Raw genomic sequence first — 19,469 nt, 5'->3', positions numbered from 1 at the left:
CGCATTCATTGAAAATCAATGACTTCGAACTTTAGAAGTACAAATGTATCGCAACCTACCTTATGAAACGTACCAATTTTCTATTAAAATGGGGCATACTATTAGTATTGATGTTTCCGGCATTCGGGTATACCCAAAATCTGCTTACCAATCCTGATTTTTCAAGTGGGCATTCTGGCTGGAACTACAACGGAAACTCTGTAGAAACCAATCCTGCAAGCACCTATGGTGGTTCAGGCTCTAATCGTTGTGCCGAAATCGACAATCAAGTTGGATTATCGCAACGGGTTGCTGTAATTCCGGGCAATTACTATCAATTTACAATCAAAGCCACCCGAAGACCCAATTCCGGAACACCTGCAGCTGTAGGTATTCGAATAAACATTCGGGGAACAGTAACATCAACAAATTATATCAATAAGACAAGAGTTTACAATAATGGCAGTTTCTCTTATTCAAATGACGTTTCATCTTTCTACATCCCTATCCTCAGCGCTGAAACTTTTGTAGTTATCTCAATTACAGCATTCAACAATAGCACTACCACAGGTGTAATTGTCGACGATTTAGCTTTGCTTCAAGTTTCTGCCACTACTTTTCTTCCTGTTAGTTTTAGCGATTTCTCAGGAACAGTTCAAAACAACAAGGTATTTCTAAATTTTAGCACCGATCAAGAAACAAACAACAATCGATTTGAAATTGAAAGAGCACGACTTGGAGGGGCCTTTACGGTAGTAGGCAAAATTGATCCGACAAATACTTCCATCAGGCAATCCTATTCCTTTACAGATAATCCTCCGGTTGCCGGAACTTATCAATATCGAATCAAACAAATTGACAATGATGGAAAATCGACCTATACCAAAGTCATTTCCTTGAAGTTGATCACATTGGCCGAACAAATTGCGGTTTTTCCCACATTAGCACAAACAAAGATCAATTTCGCGCTGGCCGTGAGTGAACCTACCCCACTTCAAATCATAATATCAGATACCAAGGGGAGAATTCTGATTCATAAAGTACAAACAATTTACGCCGGGGCTAACCAGCAAACAATAATGGTTGATCAATTACCTTCAGGCCTGTACTATTTACAGATCAAAAACACCTCCCAAACTATTCAATATACTAGCAGTTTTCAAAAGCAATAACTACTTTGTTTTATCATCAACGAGCGTCCTATTCTTCACTGAATGGGGCGCTTTTTTATTGCAGTAAACTTCCTAAACTTGGAAAAAAAATCCAAAACTGGGAATGTAAGTAATTCGCCAAAAATGCAAAAACATGATTATGATGTAATTACATTTTGGCATAAGGCTAGTATTCTATTGAATACCCTTAATTACTTATTTTATGAAAACAAATTCACTCAAATCAAAGATCCTTCTGATCGCCTTCATTTTGATGGCTACCTTTTCGAGCAAGGCTCAAAACATTCTTTTAAATTCATCTTTCAGTTCAGGAAGCACCAACTGGAACTACAACGGTAATTTGGTTGAAATTAACCCCGTAAGTGCCTACGGTTCTAGCGGTAGTAACGCTGTTGCAGAAATTGATGTAGAAGTTGGATTAAGTCAAAGAGTTGCCATCACAAAAGGAGCTTCTTACCAGTTCACTTTCAAAGGTTCTCGCAGAACCAGCTCAGGAACACCATCAAGTGTTGCCATGCGAATTCGCGTAACAGGTGCAACCAGTGGTACCTATTATGTAAACACTACGAAAGCATACACCAATACCAGTTTCTCTTTCGCAACACAGAGCTATTCTTTTAATATCCCATCAAGTTCAACAGATTCATATGTAGTTGTTAGCATGGTTGCTTATAATAATACCGGAACACTCGGTGTAATTGTAGATGATGTTCAATTGATCAACACAAGTGCAACCACTTCACTTCCAGTTGTATTTGGAACCTTCTCTGCAACTGCTCAAAATAATAAAGTAACTATCAATTTTATCACTGAGCAAGAGATTAACAATGATCGCTTTGAAATTGAACGTTCATCAAATGGCGTAGACTTCACTACTGTAGCCACTTTGAAAGGAACGAACACCTCAGTAACTCACCAATACAATGTAGTAGATGTACCTTCAACAACCGGTACTTTCCAATATAGAATTCATCAAATTGATGTAGATGGTAAAAGTACTTATTCTAAAGTTGTTGTAGTGAGAATGCTTACATCATCAGAAAACTTCAAAGTTTTCCCAACTGTAGCAACTTCTCAAGTAAACATTGCTTTGTCGTTAACTGAATCAAGCACAATTTCAATCATGATTTTGGATGTTCAAGGAAGAATTTACATGCAACAACAACAAATAATTGGAAACGGAAGTAATCAACAATCGATCAATGTATCTTCTCTTTCAAAAGGAATGTACTATATCCAAATCAAAAGCAACGATGGAAGCATTAAAATGACTCAGGCTTTTCAAAAAGCTTAAACAAATAAGGGAGTAATTAAGGGTAACATTAAGATTTTAATAAGTACATAAAGGGTAGTCCAAACTTCCAACATTAGGAAAATACTTTCCTAATTTGGGAGATTTGGCATTTCAGCTAGATCATAAATGACTCTCTATCAATTAGTTGAATTTTGGCACATTGCTAGTATTCCCTATACTACCCTTAATTACTTATTTTATGAAAACAGCAAATTTAACAAAGGCCTTGATCGCAACGTTGATCGTTTTTACTTCAGTAAATGCTTCTTCACAGAACATTCTTACCAACTCAGATTTCAATAGAGGAACAACAGGATGGACAAACAATAATACTGCTGTAGAAGTATATACAGAAAACGTTTATGGTGGCCGCAGTACAACTAATTTCACTGCAGAAGTAGATGTTCAAGTTGGATTGAACCAAAGAGTAGCTATCACTAAAGGAAATGGATATCAGCTTACTTTCAAAGCAAGCAGAAGAACAAATGGCGCTCCTAGCACAGTAGGTCTTTTGATCCGTGTTACCGGTGATAGAAGCGGTACAAACTATGTAAACGCTACTAGAAGTTTCACAAACACTTCTTTCGCTTTCTCTACCTTCACCTATACTTTCACTATTCCTACAAACAGCACTGATGCCAATGTAACTGTTATGTTTGCCGCCAACAACAACAATACTACTTTGGGAGTAATTATGGATGATATTCAATTGATCTCAGTTAGCACTAATAGCGCTCTTCCGGTAGTTTTCGGTTCAGTAAAAGCAAGCGTTTTGAATAATAAAGTAAACATCGCTTTCACAACAGAACAAGAAAACAACAACAAAGAATTTAAAATTGAGCGTTCTTCAAACGGTGTAAACTTTGAAACAGTTGGTACAATTGCAGGTACTAATACAACTGTTACACATCAATATAGCTTCATAGATGTACCTTCTGTAGCAGGAACATTTCAATACAGAATTCGTCAAATTGATTTCGATGGCAAAAGCAGCTACTCTTCAGTAATGGTTGTACGTTTAAGCACTACTAACGATGCAATGAAACTGTTTCCTACAGTTGCCACAACTCAAGTTAATATTGCTGTAAGTTTAACAGATGCTACAACATTACAAATTGCAATTGTAGATGCTCAAGGCAGAATGGTAAGTTCACAAAATGTAAATGCATCAACCGGTGCGTTCCAACAGAGCTTGAATGTTGCCAATTTAAGCAAAGGAATCTACTATGTGAAAGTGGTAAACGCTCAAAACACAATCAACTTCGTTCAAGCTTTTCAAAAATAAGTAAGGGTAAGGCTTTCGTTAAATAAGAGGCCCGCCAATTGGCGGGCCTTGCTTATTAAACAATGATTATAAATGATACTCAAGCTACAAACGGTTGCTTTGTTTGATCATATCTTTCAACTCCTGGTTGAAGTCTTTTTCTTTGATCAATTTTTCCAGATTCAGGTGCATTCTGTATTGCCAGTAATGTTTAGGATTTGCAGGAATATTAATTCGTTCTTCATGTGGACTTTCTCTTCTTATGATAGGATCCATTCCCAGTAAATCTTGCAATTGGAAAATACTCCACATCGCCGGTGAATAAAAATGCTGGAGCAGAATTTCTTTGTTTATCCATGCTTCGCAGAATGCAGGAGCTTCTCCATAATGACCAAGTTCTTGATTGAAAAAACGCTGCGTTTTTGCTCTGTCTTCTTCCCACCATCCTCTGATGGTACTCATATCGTGTGTAGAAGGTGTTACCACACTCATATAAGGTGCCGATTTGGGGTGAAAGAATTCAGCACCCAGCGCTTTAGGCATTCTTTGAATTTCAAGACTTAGAATTCCGAGTTGGCTCATTACATCCGGAACACATGAGGGAACGAGACCAAGATCTTCGCCACAAATCAACATATCAGTAGAACTTTTCAAAGCAGGAAGCTTCTCCATCGCTTCTTTCTTCCAATGTTCATCTTGACGTCTAAAAAAGTAATCAATATAAAGTTCTTTCAAATGGAACTGCAAATTCGAGTCAAGGTACTTGAAGGAATGCGTTTGCTCCATATTGAATCTAAAATGAAAGGCCGGTTCATTGGTATCTTTCGCTTCGAACAGCACAACATTTGCTGCCAGGTCCATTAGTGAGTTGGCGCAAAAGGAAGCATTTTCAAGATTAGATTTATCAAAATACTGCTCAATTTGACGTTGCGTTTGAAAACCTTCCTTCAATGAATAAGTTCCATCGGGATGCTGCTGTAAGTATTCTTTCAACTGGAGAGACGCTTCGCCGAAAAGATCAAATAAAACGGAATCAGTTATGTAAGGAGAACAAAGTCGGTGAGCATCAATGGTAACTCCTCTCCTGCTAAATTCATTCAAATAAACCGGTATCGAAGGAACAAATTGCCCCATGATGCCCTGTGTAGACTCCAATGGAATACTCCAAATACGGAAAAATCCGAGGATATGATCAATCCGAAAAGCGTCGAAATAGTGACCCATTTGAACAAATCGCTTATACCACCATTTGTATCCATCTTGCGCCATTCGTTCCCAATTATAGGTTGGGAATCCCCAATTCTGACCATGAACTGCAAAATCATCGGGGGGTGCACCTGCTTGGCGATCCATATGATAAAGTTCCGGCTCCATCCAAGCATCAACACTGTTTCGATAGATACCAATTGGAATATCTCCTTTTACTATCAATCCATTGCTATGGGCATATTTTGTTGCTTCTGACAATTGGAGATGTAAATGATATTGAATGAAATAGTGCAAGGCAACATCATCGTAGTTCTTTCCGCGTGGTGATACAAATCGGTCGATGGCTGATTTGCTATAAGTTCCAAAAGAAGGCCAAGTAGTGAAATCTGCTGTACCGTACTTGTCGCGTAATGCAGAAAAAGCAGCATAAGCAACCAGCCAATGTTTATTTTGTTCAAAGAATTGAAGGTAATCAGGATCTTTGAACAAGGTTTCCTTTTGCAAATGATACAACTCTTTCAAAGCGGCCCACTTCAGCTTCATCACTTGTTCATAGTCTACAACAGGAAGTGCATTCAACTCTTTCTGTTTTTTAGCAAGGGGCTTCAAAAGCTCTGCGTATTTTTTGCCTGCAACTTCTTCGAGATTTATAAAAATTGGATGCAATGCAAAAGCTGAAATGGCAGCATAAGGGTAAGAATCCTGCCAAGTATGGGTTGCCGTAGTATCGTTTACCGGTAGTAATTGTATCAGCTTCATTCCTACTTTTGCCGACCAATCGACTAACAGCTTTATGTCAGTAAACTCTCCAACTCCAAAACTCTGTTTTGAACGCAAGCTAAATACAGGAATGGCCACACCGGCACCTTTCCAATTGGTGTTGGTCATCCGGAGAAAACCATCGTGCAAAATAGTTGCTACACTTTGTGCACCTTGAAAAATTCGATTGTCGCCGCTTTCAAATGTTTCAAATTCTTTTGATTTGGTATTGTAAATACCATATTTATAGGTAACACGCCCACTGTTCAATTTCACTTGAGCCCACCACCAATGTTTTGATTTTTTTAATAAGATCGGAGATTCAGTGTTCCAATTCCCTAATTCCCCCTCTCCAAGCAAACACACCACTTGATTCTTGCTCAAGAGAGGCGCTTTCACTTTGAAACATGTAAACCCTTCTTGCAAGAAAAGCCCGCCATTTGCGTCCTTATGGTGATCCAACAAAACTTCTTGAAAAGGTTCGAGCAAAAATACATTGTCGTATTCCCCTGCATGGTTCCAAGTGTCAATTACATGGATAAAGGAATTCCCCTCTAGATTAATGGTCCTGTCTTTTCCCCATTCATGAACAAACGCGCCATCATCATTTTTTAGAAGGTACTGATAGTTTAGCGGAATAACGGCATTTTCAATTTCTAAGGAAGTCCCCCAAAGTTCGGGATTGATGTATTCCAAATCAATGGTGTTTCCTTGTAAGTCGGGATGTTCAGACTTCAAGTGCAGTGTTTGGCCGAAAACTGTATGAAAACGAAGCGTAATTTGGATCCTCATCGTTAGAAATTTGCGAACAAGCGAAAGTATTACAAAGTGTACAAATTACACAATTTGTTCAAAAAATGATTAGTATTTGATATATGATTGCCGAAAAAGCTCAAAAAAACATACTCTTATTTGGCATAAAATCTTGGTTTTGAAGTGGATTATTTCATTTCAACCCTTATTTTTGCAAAAAAGATTCGAAAAATGGAGACTACACAAAAAAATACCGCAGTATGGTGGGTTGTATTTTTTGCTTCAACCGGCCTTTTGGGATACGCAATTTATGATCATTGGGAATATCTAACGTTGATCATGCCGTTTGTTTGTACTTCATTTGTAAAAGCAATGGATATCATCTAAGAACAAATATTTATAATGAAAAAGGTAACAGCGTGCTGTTACCTTTTTTTTTATTGCAATTGGTTAATCTCTAAGAACTAGGGAGTACTTTTTCGATAAAAATCGACTGTTTGAGCTTTACAGCTACGTTTTTTTCCTCTCTTACTGCCGGCTTCCATGTTGGCATTTGTTCGAATTTTTGCTCTAAATTTTCATTGATCTCTTCTGTTCCTCCTTTCAAAACCTTGGCATAAACAGGCTTTCCTTGCTGGTCAATTACAAATTCCATCATAACATAAGCCTTTGTAACACCCGCCGGTAATAATTCAGCCGACTCTTTACTTACTTGATCTATAAACTTTTGAAAATGTTCGTTTCCTCCGGGATACTCTGGCAAACGGTCTACCACTTTAGCGATATTCTCCTCAGGGAATATTGTTTTTACTCGTGCGGGCTTATTCAACGATACGGCCCCTCTATTTTGCCCAGATTCAACTCCTATCAGCCCTGGAACAACTTTTGATAAAGGTTCGTCTTTAATTTCAGAAACCACTTGATACTCCCCTTTTTTGTTAACTAAGAAAATGGGAAGTTGATGATTTTTCTCAAAAAATGCGTAAGCACGTTTCAGTTCTACATTCAAATTGGTGTACTCAGGATAATCTTTCAAGAACTTCGTTAGGTAATCAACACTCTTCGCATTCTTGTATTGAATAGGATAAATGTGAACCGGAATAAAATCTTGTCCGGCGTTTTTGGCATGTGAAGCTAAGATGTAAAGTTCTTCTATTTGTTGATTTGTAATGGGAATACAACCGGTTGTTACACAACTACCATGAATGTATATCTCGCCACCAGGTTGCAACGAATCGGCTAGTTTCTTATCGGAAGAATTGGGATAATTCAAACCTAAACTTAAATGATACATGCTTTTAGGGTTGAATTCATTTACATAGTAAAACCCTTCGGGTACTTGATAGTCTCCTTGCATTCGCTTAGGTCCCAAACTACCACTCAATGCACAAACCTTATATGTTTTGAACAATTGATATTCTTCTTGTTTGGTATATTTTACCCAAACTTCTAATTGACTATCAAACTTGAATGATCTAATGTAAATATAAGGTGCAGGCCAAACCAGCTTCTTTTCCTGAAACTGTTTGATCAATGTGTCTTCTTTGCGTGTGATGGCGTCGGAAATTCTCGGGAATTGTTTTTGAAAATCAATAAAGCTTTTCGTGGTGCCCTGTGCAACTACACTAGCTGTTAAGAGTATGGAAGCCACTGAAAGGCATAGGATTCTGATTTTCATACGTAGATAACGCAATTTCTGGTTTGTTACTTATGCAAGATTACAATTTATGGTCGTACAAATTTGTAAACTATATCACAAAAACCAGACCTTCTTTTCAACATTGTGAAAAAGTCCCGCAAATTGCGGGACTTACACTTTAATATGCATTGATTTCTAAAGGTTTCCGCGTAACTCTTGTTCGCGTTCAATGGCTTCAAAAAGGGCCTTAAAATTGCCTTTGCCGAAGCTTTTGGCACCCTTGCGTTGTATGATTTCAAAGAAAAGAGTAGGTCTATCTTCAACCGGTTTTGTGAAAATCTGCAAAAGGTAGCCTTCATCGTCACGATCTACTAATATTCCCAATTCTTTCAATGGCGATAAATCTTCATCTATGGTTCCAACTCTATCCAGTAAATCGTCATAATAGGTTGTTGGAACTTGCAAGAATTCAATTCCACGAGCTCTCAACTCTTTAACAGTTTCAACAATGTTGTTGGTAGCCAAGGCAACGTGCTGACAGCCTTCCCCGTTATAATATTCGAGGTATTCCTCTACTTGACTTTTTTTCTTTCCTTCCGCAGGTTCATTTATCGGAAACTTAACATACCCGTTTCCGTTACTCATCACTTTACTCATTAAAGCAGAATATTCGGTTGAGATGTCTTTGTCATCGAAACTCAGTATGTTACGAAAGCCCATTACTTTCTCATAAAAAGAAACCCATTTATTCATTTGGTTCCATCCAACATTTCCGACGCAATGGTCTACATATTGCAATCCGGTTTCTGTTGGTTTGAAGTATGGATTTGTCCATGATTTAAAACCCGGTAAGAAAACACCATTGTAATCTTTACGTTCAACGAAGAGATGAATGGTATCGCCGTAAGTATGAATACCGCTTAGCGTAACAAGTCCGTTTTCATCCTTGCGAACTGTAGGCTCCATATGGGAAGTAGCGCCGTTGCTCGTAGCGAATTTCCAAGCATATTCGGCATTGGGAACTCGCAATGCGAGCACTTTGATTCCATCGCCGTGCTTGTAAACGTGGTCGGCAATCTCATTTTCGTTTTTTAGGGCAGTGGTGAATACAAACCTCAATTTCTGTTGTTGCAATACGTAGCTCACTCGGTCTTTAACACCGGTTTCCGGTCCTGAATAAGCCAATGCTTGAAAGCCAAATGCACTCATATAATAGTGGGCAGCTTGTTTAGCATTGCCAACGTAAAATTCTACGTAATCTGTTCCTTCTAAAGGGAAAATATCGGAAGTAGCATCGTTAGATGCGCGTAAGTTTAATGACGCGGTCATAGCTCTATTTTTTAAAATCAGTAAATGTGAAAAGCCTTTTCTCAGGCGCAGGAAGTAGTAAATGAAAATAGACTAGGCGTCCATAGCAAGCGTCTCCATTAAGAGGTTGAATTGACCTCTCTTATCAGTGAAAGTTTTCTGTGGAAAATCAGGACGCATATCACAAAATTAGTAAAAAAAGAATCAGGTCAAAATTCGTTTAAAAACCGCTCAAAATATATGTGCCTTTCTTTAAACGTTAAAAATATCCGGAACGTATCTTTGCGGCATCCTATCTAAAACGGGCGTCTTTACATACTGAAAGACAAAAGTTTATATATCAAATACTTACACAAATCAATTGTAATAAAATGAAGAAAGTGGGCATTTTAGGCGGAGGCCAGTTAGGACGAATGATGCTTCAAGCTGCGGCAAATTACCCGGTTGAAACTCATGTATTGGAAAACGATGCAACCTGCCCATCTGCACATTTGTGCCATCATTTTGTGAAAGGTTCAATAACCGACTTTGAAACGGTTTATCAGTTTGGCAAAGGCTTGGACGCCTTAACCATTGAAATAGAAGCAGTGAACGTAGATGCACTGGAAAAATTGGAGGCCGAGGGCGTTCGGGTGATTCCAAAACCGGCCGCTCTGAGAACCATAAAAAACAAGGTTCACCAAAAAGAATTCTATGCCAATAATAGCATAAAAACAGCCCCATTTATAATTACTAAAGATCTAGCCGTTACACGCGCTAATGCTTCCTTCCTACCGGCAGTTCACAAAATTGCTGAAGGTGGCTATGATGGCAAAGGCGTTCAAGTATTGGAAACAGAGGCTGATATTGAAAAAGGGTTTGATGCTCCATCGGTTCTGGAAAAGATGGTAACTATCGATAAGGAAATCGCACAAATGATTGCCGTTAACGAAAAAGGAGAAACGGCTCTCTTCCCTACTGTGGACATGGTATTTGATCCTCGCTTAAATTTACTTGACTTCCAAATTAGTCCCGCTCAGTTGCCCGATGCCGTTTTATGGAAAGTTGAGGCATTGTCTTTAGCCGTGGTTAAGGGTTTGAAAAGTCCCGGGTTGTTTGCAGTAGAATTGTTTGTTGACAAAGCCGGAGAAGTATACGTTAATGAAACGGCGCCAAGAGTTCACAATAGTGGTCATCATACTATTGAGGGAAATTACAGTTCTCAATTCGATATGCTTTGGCGAATTCTACTAGAATATCCATTGGGCAATCCTGATCCAATATTACCGGCTGCCATAGTAAACGTGCTTGGAGCACCCGGCCACGATGGGCCGGCCTATTATGAGGGGCTAGAAGAAGTATTAGCAATGGATCAGGTTTTTGTTCACCTCTACGGTAAAAAACAAACAAAACCGGGCAGAAAAATGGGACATGTAACCATTATTAGTGCGGAGCGACAAGATTTGATCTATAAAGCCCATCGAATTAAAGAGTACCTGAAGGTTATTACGAAATAAGGCGTCTAATTACCGTTCATAATACTGTGACTCAGGAAATTGGGTAAAAAAACTACTTTTAAGAGCTATAATTCTGCATATGACGAAAAATTTTGATAGAGCCATTAAGGCCGGATTATTAGGGTTGGTTTTGGCTTTTGGAGCATGTAAATCTGATAAAAAAGACGCTACCGCACAAGGCGGAAACAAACCAAGTGGGCCGCTTCCTGTTGAAGGTTACGTAGTAAATGGTAAATCACTGGCTTCTATGATTGAAGTTCCGGGGAGTTTGATGCCTTTTGAAGAAACAGAAATTCGTTCGGAAATATCTGGCAGAATAATCACTTTGAATATATCTGAGGGCAATTTTGTTAGAAAAGGTGCTGTATTGGTTAAATTGTTTGATGGTGATCTCCAAGCGCAACTCAAGAAATTGGAAGTTCAATTACAAATAAGTGAGAAAACGGCGGAGCGCCAACGTGAGTTATTGAAAATTGGCGGTATCAGTCAACAAGAGTATGATTTAAGTGAACTTGCTGTTAATAATTTGAAAGCAGACATTGAGATTGTAAAAGTGAATATCTCTAAAACTGAGATCAGAGCTCCATTCGACGGTAGACTTGGTCTCAAAAACATCAGTTTAGGTGCATACATCTCTCCTTCCAATCTTTTAACAACCATCAGTCAAGTTTCTCAATTGAAACTACAATTTACGGTACCTGAAAAGTATGGCTCTTTGGTTCAAAACGGACAGTCGGTTCAGTTTCAATTGGATGGCACTACTGCTAACTTTCAAGCTACAGTAATGGCAACAGAAACGGCCATAGAAGAAACCACCCGCAGTTTGGCTGTAAGAGCAAGAGTAATCGCAAACAATCGCTTTTTAGTTCCGGGTGCATTTGCAAAGGTTCATATGATCTTAGGCAGGCAGTCAGATGCGATTATGATTCCGAGTGAGTCAGTTATTCCTCAAGGCAGAAAGAAACAAGCCATTGTATATAGAGATGGGAAAGCCAGTTTTGTTGACATTACTACTGGTGTGCGCGATTCAGTAAATGTTCAAGTACTTGAAGGCTTGAAATTAGGCGATACTGTGATTACAACAGGTTTGCTGTTTGTACGTCCCGGCGCAGATTTGAAATTGACCAAAGTAAATTGATCGTCTTAACGCATTTAGCATGAATTTATCCGAATTAAGTTTAAAGAGACCGGTACTTGCGATCGTATGCTCCATAGTAATTCTAATTTTTGGAGGATTGGGGTTCACCTATTTGGGTGTAAGGGAATATCCCGCTATTGATCCGGCAGTAATCAACGTGCGCACATCTTATACAGGTGCCAATGCGGAGATCATTGAAACCCAAATCACAGAGCCTTTAGAGAAAGCTGTTAATGGAGTTCAAGGTGTTCGAAATATCACCTCAAATAGTTCGCAAGGTGCAAGCAATATTACGGTAGAGTTTGAATTAGGTGTTGATCTTGAAAAGGCTGCCAACGATGTTCGCGATAAGGTATCGCAGGCATTGAATGCATTACCACAAGACATTGATGGGCCTCCTATCGTATCAAAAGCCGATTCTGATTCTGATCCAATCATTTTCTGTCAGGTACAAAGCCAAAAGAAAAGTCTACTGGAATTGACCAACTTCGCAGAGAACGTTGTTCAAGAACGCTTGCAAACCATTTCAGGTGTAAGTGGAGTAAACATATTTGGTAGAAGATTTGCGATGCGCTTGTGGATAGATCCTGCAAAGCTTGCAGCCTATAAACTTACGATCTCCGACATTCGAACGGCTCTTGATAGAGAAAATATTGAATTACCCGGTGGTAAAGTAAGAGGTAATAAAACAGAATTGACTGTAAAAGCCTACGGTCGATTGACCACTGAAGACGACTTCAACAACCTAATCGTTAAAGAAGACGCTACTCGAATCATTCGATTCAAAGATTTAGGATATGCAGTTCTAGGGCCCGAAAACGAAGAATCGATTTCACGTAAAAACAATATTCCTTCTGTAAATATTGGTGTTGTAGCGCAACCAGGTTCTAATCAAATAGAAATAGCAGATGAAGTATACAAACGTCTGGAAGCCATTAGGAAGGATATGCCGGGCGATATTGTATTGGAAGTAGGTTTTGATAGAACGGTATTCGTTAGGAAAGCGGTTGAAGAAGTAAAAGAAACGTTGTTGATTGCGATCGGACTGGTTGTTATCATCATCTTTTTGTTCTTCCGAGAGTGGACTATTGCTTTGCGTCCTTTGATCGACATTCCCGTATCGCTTATTGGAGCGTTCTTCATAATGTACATTGCCGGATTCTCAATCAACGTACTAACGCTTTTATCATTGGTACTTGCAACGGGGCTCGTGGTGGATGATGGTATCGTAGTAACGGAGAATATTTATAAGAAAATGGAACAGGGCATGGATAAATTCAGAGCCGCTAGAGAAGGTGCAACTGAAATTTATTTTGCTGTAATCGCCACCTCCATTACCCTTGCCATTGTATTCTTACCAATTATCTTCTTGCCAGGTTTCGTAGGACGTTTGTTCCGAGAGTTTGGTATTGTAGTGGCTGGTGCCGTAATTATTTCAGCATTTGTTTCGCTAACACTTACTCCGGTTTTGAATATCTACCTCACTGGTAATACGCACAAACATTCTTGGTTCTACCGTGTAACAGAACCTTTCTTTACCGGATTGGAGAATCTGTATCGAAAAACGCTTGCCGGTTTTATGAAAGCACGATGGATTGCGTTAGTAATTCTTTTAGCGTGCTTATCAATAATCTACTTTATAGGAAAAGGACTGCCCTCAGAATTGGCACCGATGGAAGATCGAAGCCGAGTTCGAGCTACCATTCTGGCACCGGAAGGCACCGATTTCGACTTTATGGATAAAGTAGTGTATGATGTTACTCAAAAGGTGATCGATTCAATTGGAGAACGAAGAGTGGTCTTGTCTTTTGCGCCGGGTTTTGGTGGTGGTGGAAGCGTGAACTCCGCTATTTTAAGCATGGGTTTAACAGAGCCCAATGAACGAAAAAGATCTCAAGATGATGTGGCCAAACAAATGAATCGCATCTTTAGCAGGTATACCACGGTTCGTGTTTTGGTGGTTCAAGAGCAAACCATTTCAGTTGGATTGGGGTCTCGAGGCTCTCTTCCGGTTCAGTTCGTAATTCAGCATTTGGATTTTGAAAAGTTGAAATCGAAACTTCCCAAATTCATGGAAGAAGTGCAGAAAAGTAGTGTTTTCCAAAACTTCGACTTGAACCTTAAATTCAATAAACCAGAATTGCAAATTACCATTGATCGTTTGAAGGCAAGTGAACTGGGTGTTTCGGTACTCGACATTACTAATACTCTTCAATTGGCATTAAGTGGAAGACGCTTTGGTTATTTCATCATGAATGGTAAGCAATACCAGGTGATTGGTCAGGTTGATCGCGACAACCGAGACGATCCTTTAGATTTAAAGGCTTTCTATGTGAGAAACCGCGTGGGAGATTTGATTCAATTGGACAACTTGGTAAATATCGCAGAAACGGCCAACCCTCCTCAAATTTACCACTTCAACCGGTACAAGAGCGCCACTGTGTCTGCCGGTTTAGCTCCGGGAAAAACGCTGGGAGATGGTATCGCAGAGATGCAGCGAATTGCAAAACTAGTATTGGACGACACCTTTTCAACTTCCTTGAGTGGTTCTTCACGCGACTTTGCCGAAAGTTCTGAAAGTACTTCATTTGCCTTTTTCTTAGCATTGATACTTATCTATTTAGTATTGGCAGCTCAGTTTGAAAGTTTTATTGACCCAATTATCATTATGATTACGGTTCCACTTGCATTGGCGGGTGCTGTACTCAGTTTAGATTTGTTTGGTCAAACCATCAATATCTTCTCCCAAATCGGCATCATTATGCTTATTGGGTTGGTAACGAAGAATGGAATCTTGATTGTGGAATTTGCTAACCAAAAAAGATTAGCAGGCGAAGAAAAAGTGAAGTCGGCAGTGGAAGCAGCAGTTGCACGTCTGCGTCCAATTTTGATGACAACATTGGCAACTACCCTTGGTGCGTTGCCCATTGCAATGAGTTTGGGATCGGCCGGTAAAAGTCGTATTCCATTAGGTATTGTTATTGTAGGGGGAATGTTGTTTGCATTGATTTTAACCTTGTACGTTGTTCCTGCCTTGTATACATTCCTTTCAATTAAAAAGAAAGCAAGAGATAATGAAGAAGCTTAGCATATTGTTTTTTTTAACGGCAAGTATATTCTTTTCTAAAGCGCAAAATGCGTCGAATCCTATATTGAGTTTGGATGAGGCTGTTGGAACAGCTGTTAAAAACAATTTCAACATATTGATGTCTCGAAACGATTCCGCCTCGTTTGCGTTGGATCGTTCTTATGCGTATGCTGCTTTTCTCCCTCGTGTAAACGGAACCTTCAGTAAAGTTTGGAATATCAATGCCCAAAAGCAGGAATTAGCCAATGGACAAAAGCGCGATACAAGCGGTTTAAGGTCGAACAACCTTGCTGCTGCTGTGAACTTAAACTGGACGGTATTCGACGGAATGAAGATGTTTGCCACCAGAGACCGGATCATGGAATTAGAAAAACTGGGTGCTTTGGGGGTGAAGGCGCAAGTGCTTGCTACTGTAACCGCAGTGAGCAATAACTACTTCAGCATCGTTCGTCAAAAGCAACAATTGAAAGCGATTGAGGAACAGATGTCGATCAACGAAGAGCGAGTGAAATTGGCAGACAAAAAGCTAAGTGTTGGATTGGGCGCAAAACCTGAATTGCTTCAAGCAAAAGTAGATTTGAATGCTCAAAAAGCAGCCAGGTTGCAACAGATCACTTTGATAGAGCAATTGAAAGAACAGATGAATCAATTGATGGCTGTTCCTTTGACTACCCAATACGAAGTGAGTGATTCAATTCCGATCAATTATGATTTGAATTTTGGTTCGCTGCAAAATGGTATCAATAGTACCAATATTGGATTGCTTCAGGCCCAAAAAGGAATTGATATTGCAAAGCTGAGCTTAAAAGAGCGTGAGGGAGAGCTGTTCCCAACCATTAGTTTAAACACCGGCTATACTTTGGGAAGATTAAAAAACAAAGCGGTAATCAATTCATTTACTCCCCTTTTTAATCAAAATTTAGGGTTCAACTATGGCGTAAGTATGTCGATCCCTATCTTCAATAACTTCAACACCAAGCGTCTAATTAAACAAGCGAAGTTGGATATTCAATATCAAGAATTGAACTTAAAAAACCTTGCTTCACAAGTTGATGTTCAATTAAGCAATGCCTTTAAAGATTATCAACTGCAATTAAAATCTCTTGCCTTAGAAGAAGAAAATATTCGTTTGGCGAAAGAGAATATGGAGATCAGTTTAGAGCGTTTTCGCCAAGGGGTGTCTACCTTTCTTGAGTTGAGAGAAGTACAAAAAAGCCTAGAAGACGCTTACAATCGTTTGATTGCCGCGCGCTACAATACTAAATTGGCTGAAATTCAACTACTCTCTTTAAAAGGAGATTTGTTGAAATAGATTATGTTTGCAGCATATCTCTTAATGACTTCAATTTAGAACCATGGCTGTACAAGTAGGTATTATTATGGGAAGCGATAGCGACTTACCGGTAATGAAAGACGCTGCTGATATTTTAACTCAGTTTGGAGTGGAGTTCGAATTAACAGTTGTATCAGCGCACCGTACTCCAATTCGCATGGTTCAGTATGCTCAAACGGCAAAGGAAAGAGGCTTGAAAGTGATCATAGCCGGTGCCGGCGGAGCAGCTCATTTACCGGGGATGGTGGCTTCCCTAACATCATTACCGGTTATAGGAGTACCGGTAAAATCTTCAAATTCAATTGACGGGTGGGATTCAATATTGTCCATCCTCCAAATGCCTAATGGCATTCCGGTGGCAACTGTAGCACTGAATGCTTCAAAGAATGCTGGCATTCTTGCTGCAAGCATGATTGGCGCATTTGATGATGCAGTTGGGGTAAAAATAGCCAACTACAAAGCTGAGCTTGCTTCAGCAGTAGAATCTAAAGTGGCTCATCTTAAGCTCTCCGGGTGGAATAATAATTTCGACAAATAGTATTACTCAGAAATCTCTACTGTAGTAAAGAATGCCTCTAATTCTTGACTATTTTCATAAATTAAGTCTAGAATGGAGGTTCCATAACTTGCGTAATAAGGTAAGATCGATTCGATGCGCTCTTGGAGACCATTCTTTGGAAACAATGAATTCTTAAGGGTCTCTAGTTGACGAATGCGGTCCTCCTGCTTTCTCCGTTCTGCCCTCATCATTTTACCTTTTAAAGCTTGTATTGGCTTCAAAGATTTTTCTTTTAAAGAAGCAATGTGAGCAACCAATGTTTGATCAACGAGGGCTACTTGCTTTTGTAGAGACTCATATGCATCCATTATTGATTTTTCCTGTGTAGAAATATCAATGCGTGCGCCTGACTGGGAGATGATTTCACTTTCAATGATCGCACGTACCTCTCTGAAAATCGTTGGAACATCCAAGTTTAACTTGTTCAATAAGGCAGCTTGTTTTGGATTTACAAGCATCATTGAATTCCTTAGAACAAGTACAGGGAATGGAACACAATAAGACTGGAATAAATCCTTTAATTCAAGCCAATAAGCAGTTTCTCCGCCACCGCCTATAAAGGCAATATTTGGCAATAATGTTTCTTGAAACAAGCCCCGTAAAATTACATTTGGACTGAATTTCTCAGGTTGTTCTTCAAGTAAATTTCTTAGCTCGGACTCTGAAAAACTAAGATTTGTGTTTACTACTACAAATCGATCACCTTGTTTTTCAAATCGCTCGCGAATCTGTTGGTCGAGGTAGAATAAATTTATCTTTCTTGGATTGGCCTGAACTTTATAATGCTCTTGTAACGATGTTATTGTTTGCTCTACGATGGAAGAAGGTCTATTCGTAGTTAGATCTTCCCAGAAAACTTCTTTCATGATCGTTTTGAGTTTCCCGCTATCCGGAATCAGCACCACCAATCCAAAGCGATCAAACAGTTGATGAATGAAGTGAAAGGTTCCCGTTTGTATATCAGTAGCATTCAAATAACAGCTACGAAGCAAGTTTGACAATTCATTCCCAAACGGTTGAACACCTAACTCTCCGGCTATTCTTTCAATTAAGGGTTGAAGACCTTTTGGATTCATCCTACCCACAGCTCCGGTTTGCTTGGTTTCCCAAATCAACTTCTCTTCACCAAGATAGATCTTGCCTAATTCATCCAGATCTGCATCTTCGCTTCCCATCCAAAATATAGGGACAAAGTTTTTACTTGGATGCTTTTCTTTCAAAGCAGCACACAACTTCACAGTATGAAGAATCTTGTATACAAAATACAAGGTTCCGGTAAATAATGTAGGCTGATGAGCCGTACAAACGGTATAGGTATTCTCTTCTTGTATTAACTCAATATTGCTGGCTGTTTTTTTGCCAACGCTGATGTCTTTATATTGAGTAATAAGGTGATCGTGCAACAAAGAACGATAAGAAATTGCTTGATCTCGGGCGGCCATAGCCTGCTCTATTCCGCTCCAATTTACAGCGTACCGATAAAAGGGTTTTACCGAATCCATTTCGGATAAATAGTCGGTAATGAGTTTTGAAAAATAACCTGTTTCTTGATAACGAAGCAGCGTAGCCTTTCCTTTCATAATGTAGCGTTCAAGCGTCTTCAAATATCTAATTCTTATTTCAATTCGTAGGCAACTACGGTGTTTTTCCAAAAAGTGGGAACGTAGATGATTCTGCTGATTGGATCAAAAGTAATGTCGGCCGTATTAAATTTTGCATTTCGAGTATCAAGCAATTTTTCCTTGGTGCCATCAGGATAGATATAATAGATAACCCCGGCCCAACACGAAACCAAAAATTCCTTTTCACTAATGGGTTCAATTCCATCTACACCTCCCTCCATTCCATCTGCTAGTTTCGTTAGTTTGCGATCATACTCAACTCGATAAAAGCTGGAATTATCTAGTAAGTATAAATTATCTTTAAACCATTTTACACCGTTCGGTCCTTTGAGTTCTTCTACATGTGGAGTTGCATAGTCGCCTTTTAATACATATACTCGTTTTCCTTTTGAATCCGAAACGTACACGTTTCCGCGATCGTCTACTGTAACATCATTCAGCGCTTCAGCATTGGGTATTGCAATTCGCTTTTTGATCTCACCTTTGTCAAGATCGATAACCGATACTTCTGTAATATCGGCAACGTACATTAGATTTTTATAGATGGCCATTCCCTTGGGTGCGCTGAGGCCTTTCACCCATTCAACGGCAATTGGCTTTCCATCAAGACCCAATTTCCCAATTGAACCTTTTCCATCTTTTTCCCATGGCTGACCGTCGATATTTGAAACGTAGAGAACTTTGCGTTTTTCATCTATGCAAACAGATTCCGGTACTTTGAATACCGAATCGGTAGACCAAATTTTTACAAGGCTGTGTTGTTGTGCGAGGGTAGTAAAAGAAACTAGCAGACCTAATAGCGTAAATCGACACTTCATACTGGCTTATTTGTCTGCTAATTTCACTCAAAAAAAGC

14 protein-coding genes are annotated in these 19,469 nt (G+C 39.3%); 9 read left to right on the top strand and 5 right to left on the bottom strand.

Annotated elements, in window-relative coordinates:
• The first annotated feature begins 62 nt into the window (after positions 1 to 62).
• The 3 genes from ACQ2HE_RS06775 (at position 63) to ACQ2HE_RS06765 (ending at position 3,730) form a co-directional block, all read left to right on the top strand.
• The gene (locus ACQ2HE_RS06775; protein ID WP_430897130.1) at positions 63 to 1,151 is read left to right on the top strand and encodes a T9SS type A sorting domain-containing protein; all 1,089 of its coding nucleotides are present in this window, start codon (positions 63 to 65) and stop codon (positions 1,149 to 1,151) included.
• Between the two features lie 202 nt (positions 1,152 to 1,353).
• Positions 1,354 to 2,445: a T9SS type A sorting domain-containing protein gene (locus tag ACQ2HE_RS06770; protein WP_430897132.1), complete on the top strand. Its 1,092-nt coding sequence runs from the start codon at positions 1,354 to 1,356 to the stop codon at positions 2,443 to 2,445.
• A gap of 199 nt (positions 2,446 to 2,644) precedes the next feature.
• Complete coding sequence (locus ACQ2HE_RS06765) at positions 2,645 to 3,730, top strand: T9SS type A sorting domain-containing protein (protein ID WP_430897134.1); 1,086 nt, start codon at positions 2,645 to 2,647, stop codon at positions 3,728 to 3,730.
• An 84-nt stretch (positions 3,731 to 3,814) separates the two neighbouring features.
• Here the strand turns inward: ACQ2HE_RS06765 and ACQ2HE_RS06760 are convergent, their stop codons facing one another.
• On the bottom strand, positions 3,815 to 6,469 hold the full coding sequence (locus tag ACQ2HE_RS06760) for a 4-alpha-glucanotransferase (protein ID WP_430897136.1): 2,655 nt from the start codon (positions 6,467 to 6,469) through the stop codon (positions 3,815 to 3,817).
• Between the two features lie 192 nt (positions 6,470 to 6,661).
• Here ACQ2HE_RS06760 and ACQ2HE_RS06755 point away from each other — a divergent pair, with 192 nt between their 5' ends.
• On the top strand, positions 6,662 to 6,817 hold the full coding sequence (locus tag ACQ2HE_RS06755; protein WP_430897138.1) for a hypothetical protein: 156 nt from the start codon (positions 6,662 to 6,664) through the stop codon (positions 6,815 to 6,817).
• A gap of 70 nt (positions 6,818 to 6,887) precedes the next feature.
• Here ACQ2HE_RS06755 and ACQ2HE_RS06750 read toward each other — a convergent pair whose 3' ends face one another.
• Positions 6,888 to 8,108 carry a L,D-transpeptidase family protein gene (locus tag ACQ2HE_RS06750; protein ID WP_430897140.1) on the bottom strand — a complete coding sequence of 407 codons (1,221 nt, stop codon included), beginning with the start codon at positions 8,106 to 8,108 and terminating at the stop codon, positions 6,888 to 6,890.
• A gap of 156 nt (positions 8,109 to 8,264) precedes the next feature.
• On the bottom strand, positions 8,265 to 9,398 hold the full coding sequence (gene hppD / locus ACQ2HE_RS06745) for a 4-hydroxyphenylpyruvate dioxygenase (RefSeq protein WP_430897142.1): 1,134 nt from the start codon (positions 9,396 to 9,398) through the stop codon (positions 8,265 to 8,267).
• A gap of 350 nt (positions 9,399 to 9,748) precedes the next feature.
• On the opposite strand from hppD, the gene ACQ2HE_RS06740 reads away from it, so the two are divergent.
• The 5 genes from ACQ2HE_RS06740 (at position 9,749) to purE (ending at position 16,970) form a co-directional block, all read left to right on the top strand.
• Entirely contained in the window at positions 9,749 to 10,873 is a 1,125-nt protein-coding gene (locus ACQ2HE_RS06740) for a 5-(carboxyamino)imidazole ribonucleotide synthase (protein ID WP_430897144.1), read from the top strand.
• A 79-nt stretch (positions 10,874 to 10,952) separates the two neighbouring features.
• The gene (locus tag ACQ2HE_RS06735) at positions 10,953 to 12,011 is read left to right on the top strand and encodes an efflux RND transporter periplasmic adaptor subunit (protein ID WP_430897146.1); all 1,059 of its coding nucleotides are present in this window, start codon (positions 10,953 to 10,955) and stop codon (positions 12,009 to 12,011) included.
• Between the two features lie 19 nt (positions 12,012 to 12,030).
• The gene (locus tag ACQ2HE_RS06730) at positions 12,031 to 15,099 is read left to right on the top strand and encodes an efflux RND transporter permease subunit (protein ID WP_430897148.1); all 3,069 of its coding nucleotides are present in this window, start codon (positions 12,031 to 12,033) and stop codon (positions 15,097 to 15,099) included.
• Complete coding sequence (locus tag ACQ2HE_RS06725) at positions 15,086 to 16,411, top strand: TolC family protein (protein WP_430897150.1); 1,326 nt, start codon at positions 15,086 to 15,088, stop codon at positions 16,409 to 16,411. Before ACQ2HE_RS06730 ends, ACQ2HE_RS06725 begins: the two co-directional genes overlap by 14 nt.
• Before the next feature lie 43 nt (positions 16,412 to 16,454).
• On the top strand, positions 16,455 to 16,970 hold the full coding sequence (purE, locus tag ACQ2HE_RS06720; RefSeq protein ID WP_430897152.1) for a 5-(carboxyamino)imidazole ribonucleotide mutase: 516 nt from the start codon (positions 16,455 to 16,457) through the stop codon (positions 16,968 to 16,970).
• 2 nt (positions 16,971 to 16,972) lie between these two features.
• On the opposite strand, the gene bshC is transcribed toward purE, so the two are convergent.
• Together bshC and ACQ2HE_RS06710 are read right to left on the bottom strand one after the other, a co-directional pair.
• Positions 16,973 to 18,595, bottom strand: a complete 1,623-nt coding sequence (gene bshC, locus ACQ2HE_RS06715; protein ID WP_430897154.1) for a bacillithiol biosynthesis cysteine-adding enzyme BshC — start codon at positions 18,593 to 18,595, stop codon at positions 16,973 to 16,975.
• 11 nt (positions 18,596 to 18,606) lie between these two features.
• Positions 18,607 to 19,431, bottom strand: coding sequence for an SMP-30/gluconolactonase/LRE family protein (locus ACQ2HE_RS06710; RefSeq protein WP_430897156.1), 825 nt, complete (start codon positions 19,429 to 19,431; stop codon positions 18,607 to 18,609).
• Between the last annotated feature and the right edge of the window lie 38 nt (positions 19,432 to 19,469).

This window comes from Endoryza foliicola (genome assembly GCF_050589245.1).
GTDB lineage: Bacteria > Bacteroidota > Bacteroidia > Chitinophagales > Chitinophagaceae > Endoryza > Endoryza foliicola.
Note: the sequence above shows the minus strand (reverse complement) of the source record. Positions and strands in the feature narration are given on the sequence as shown.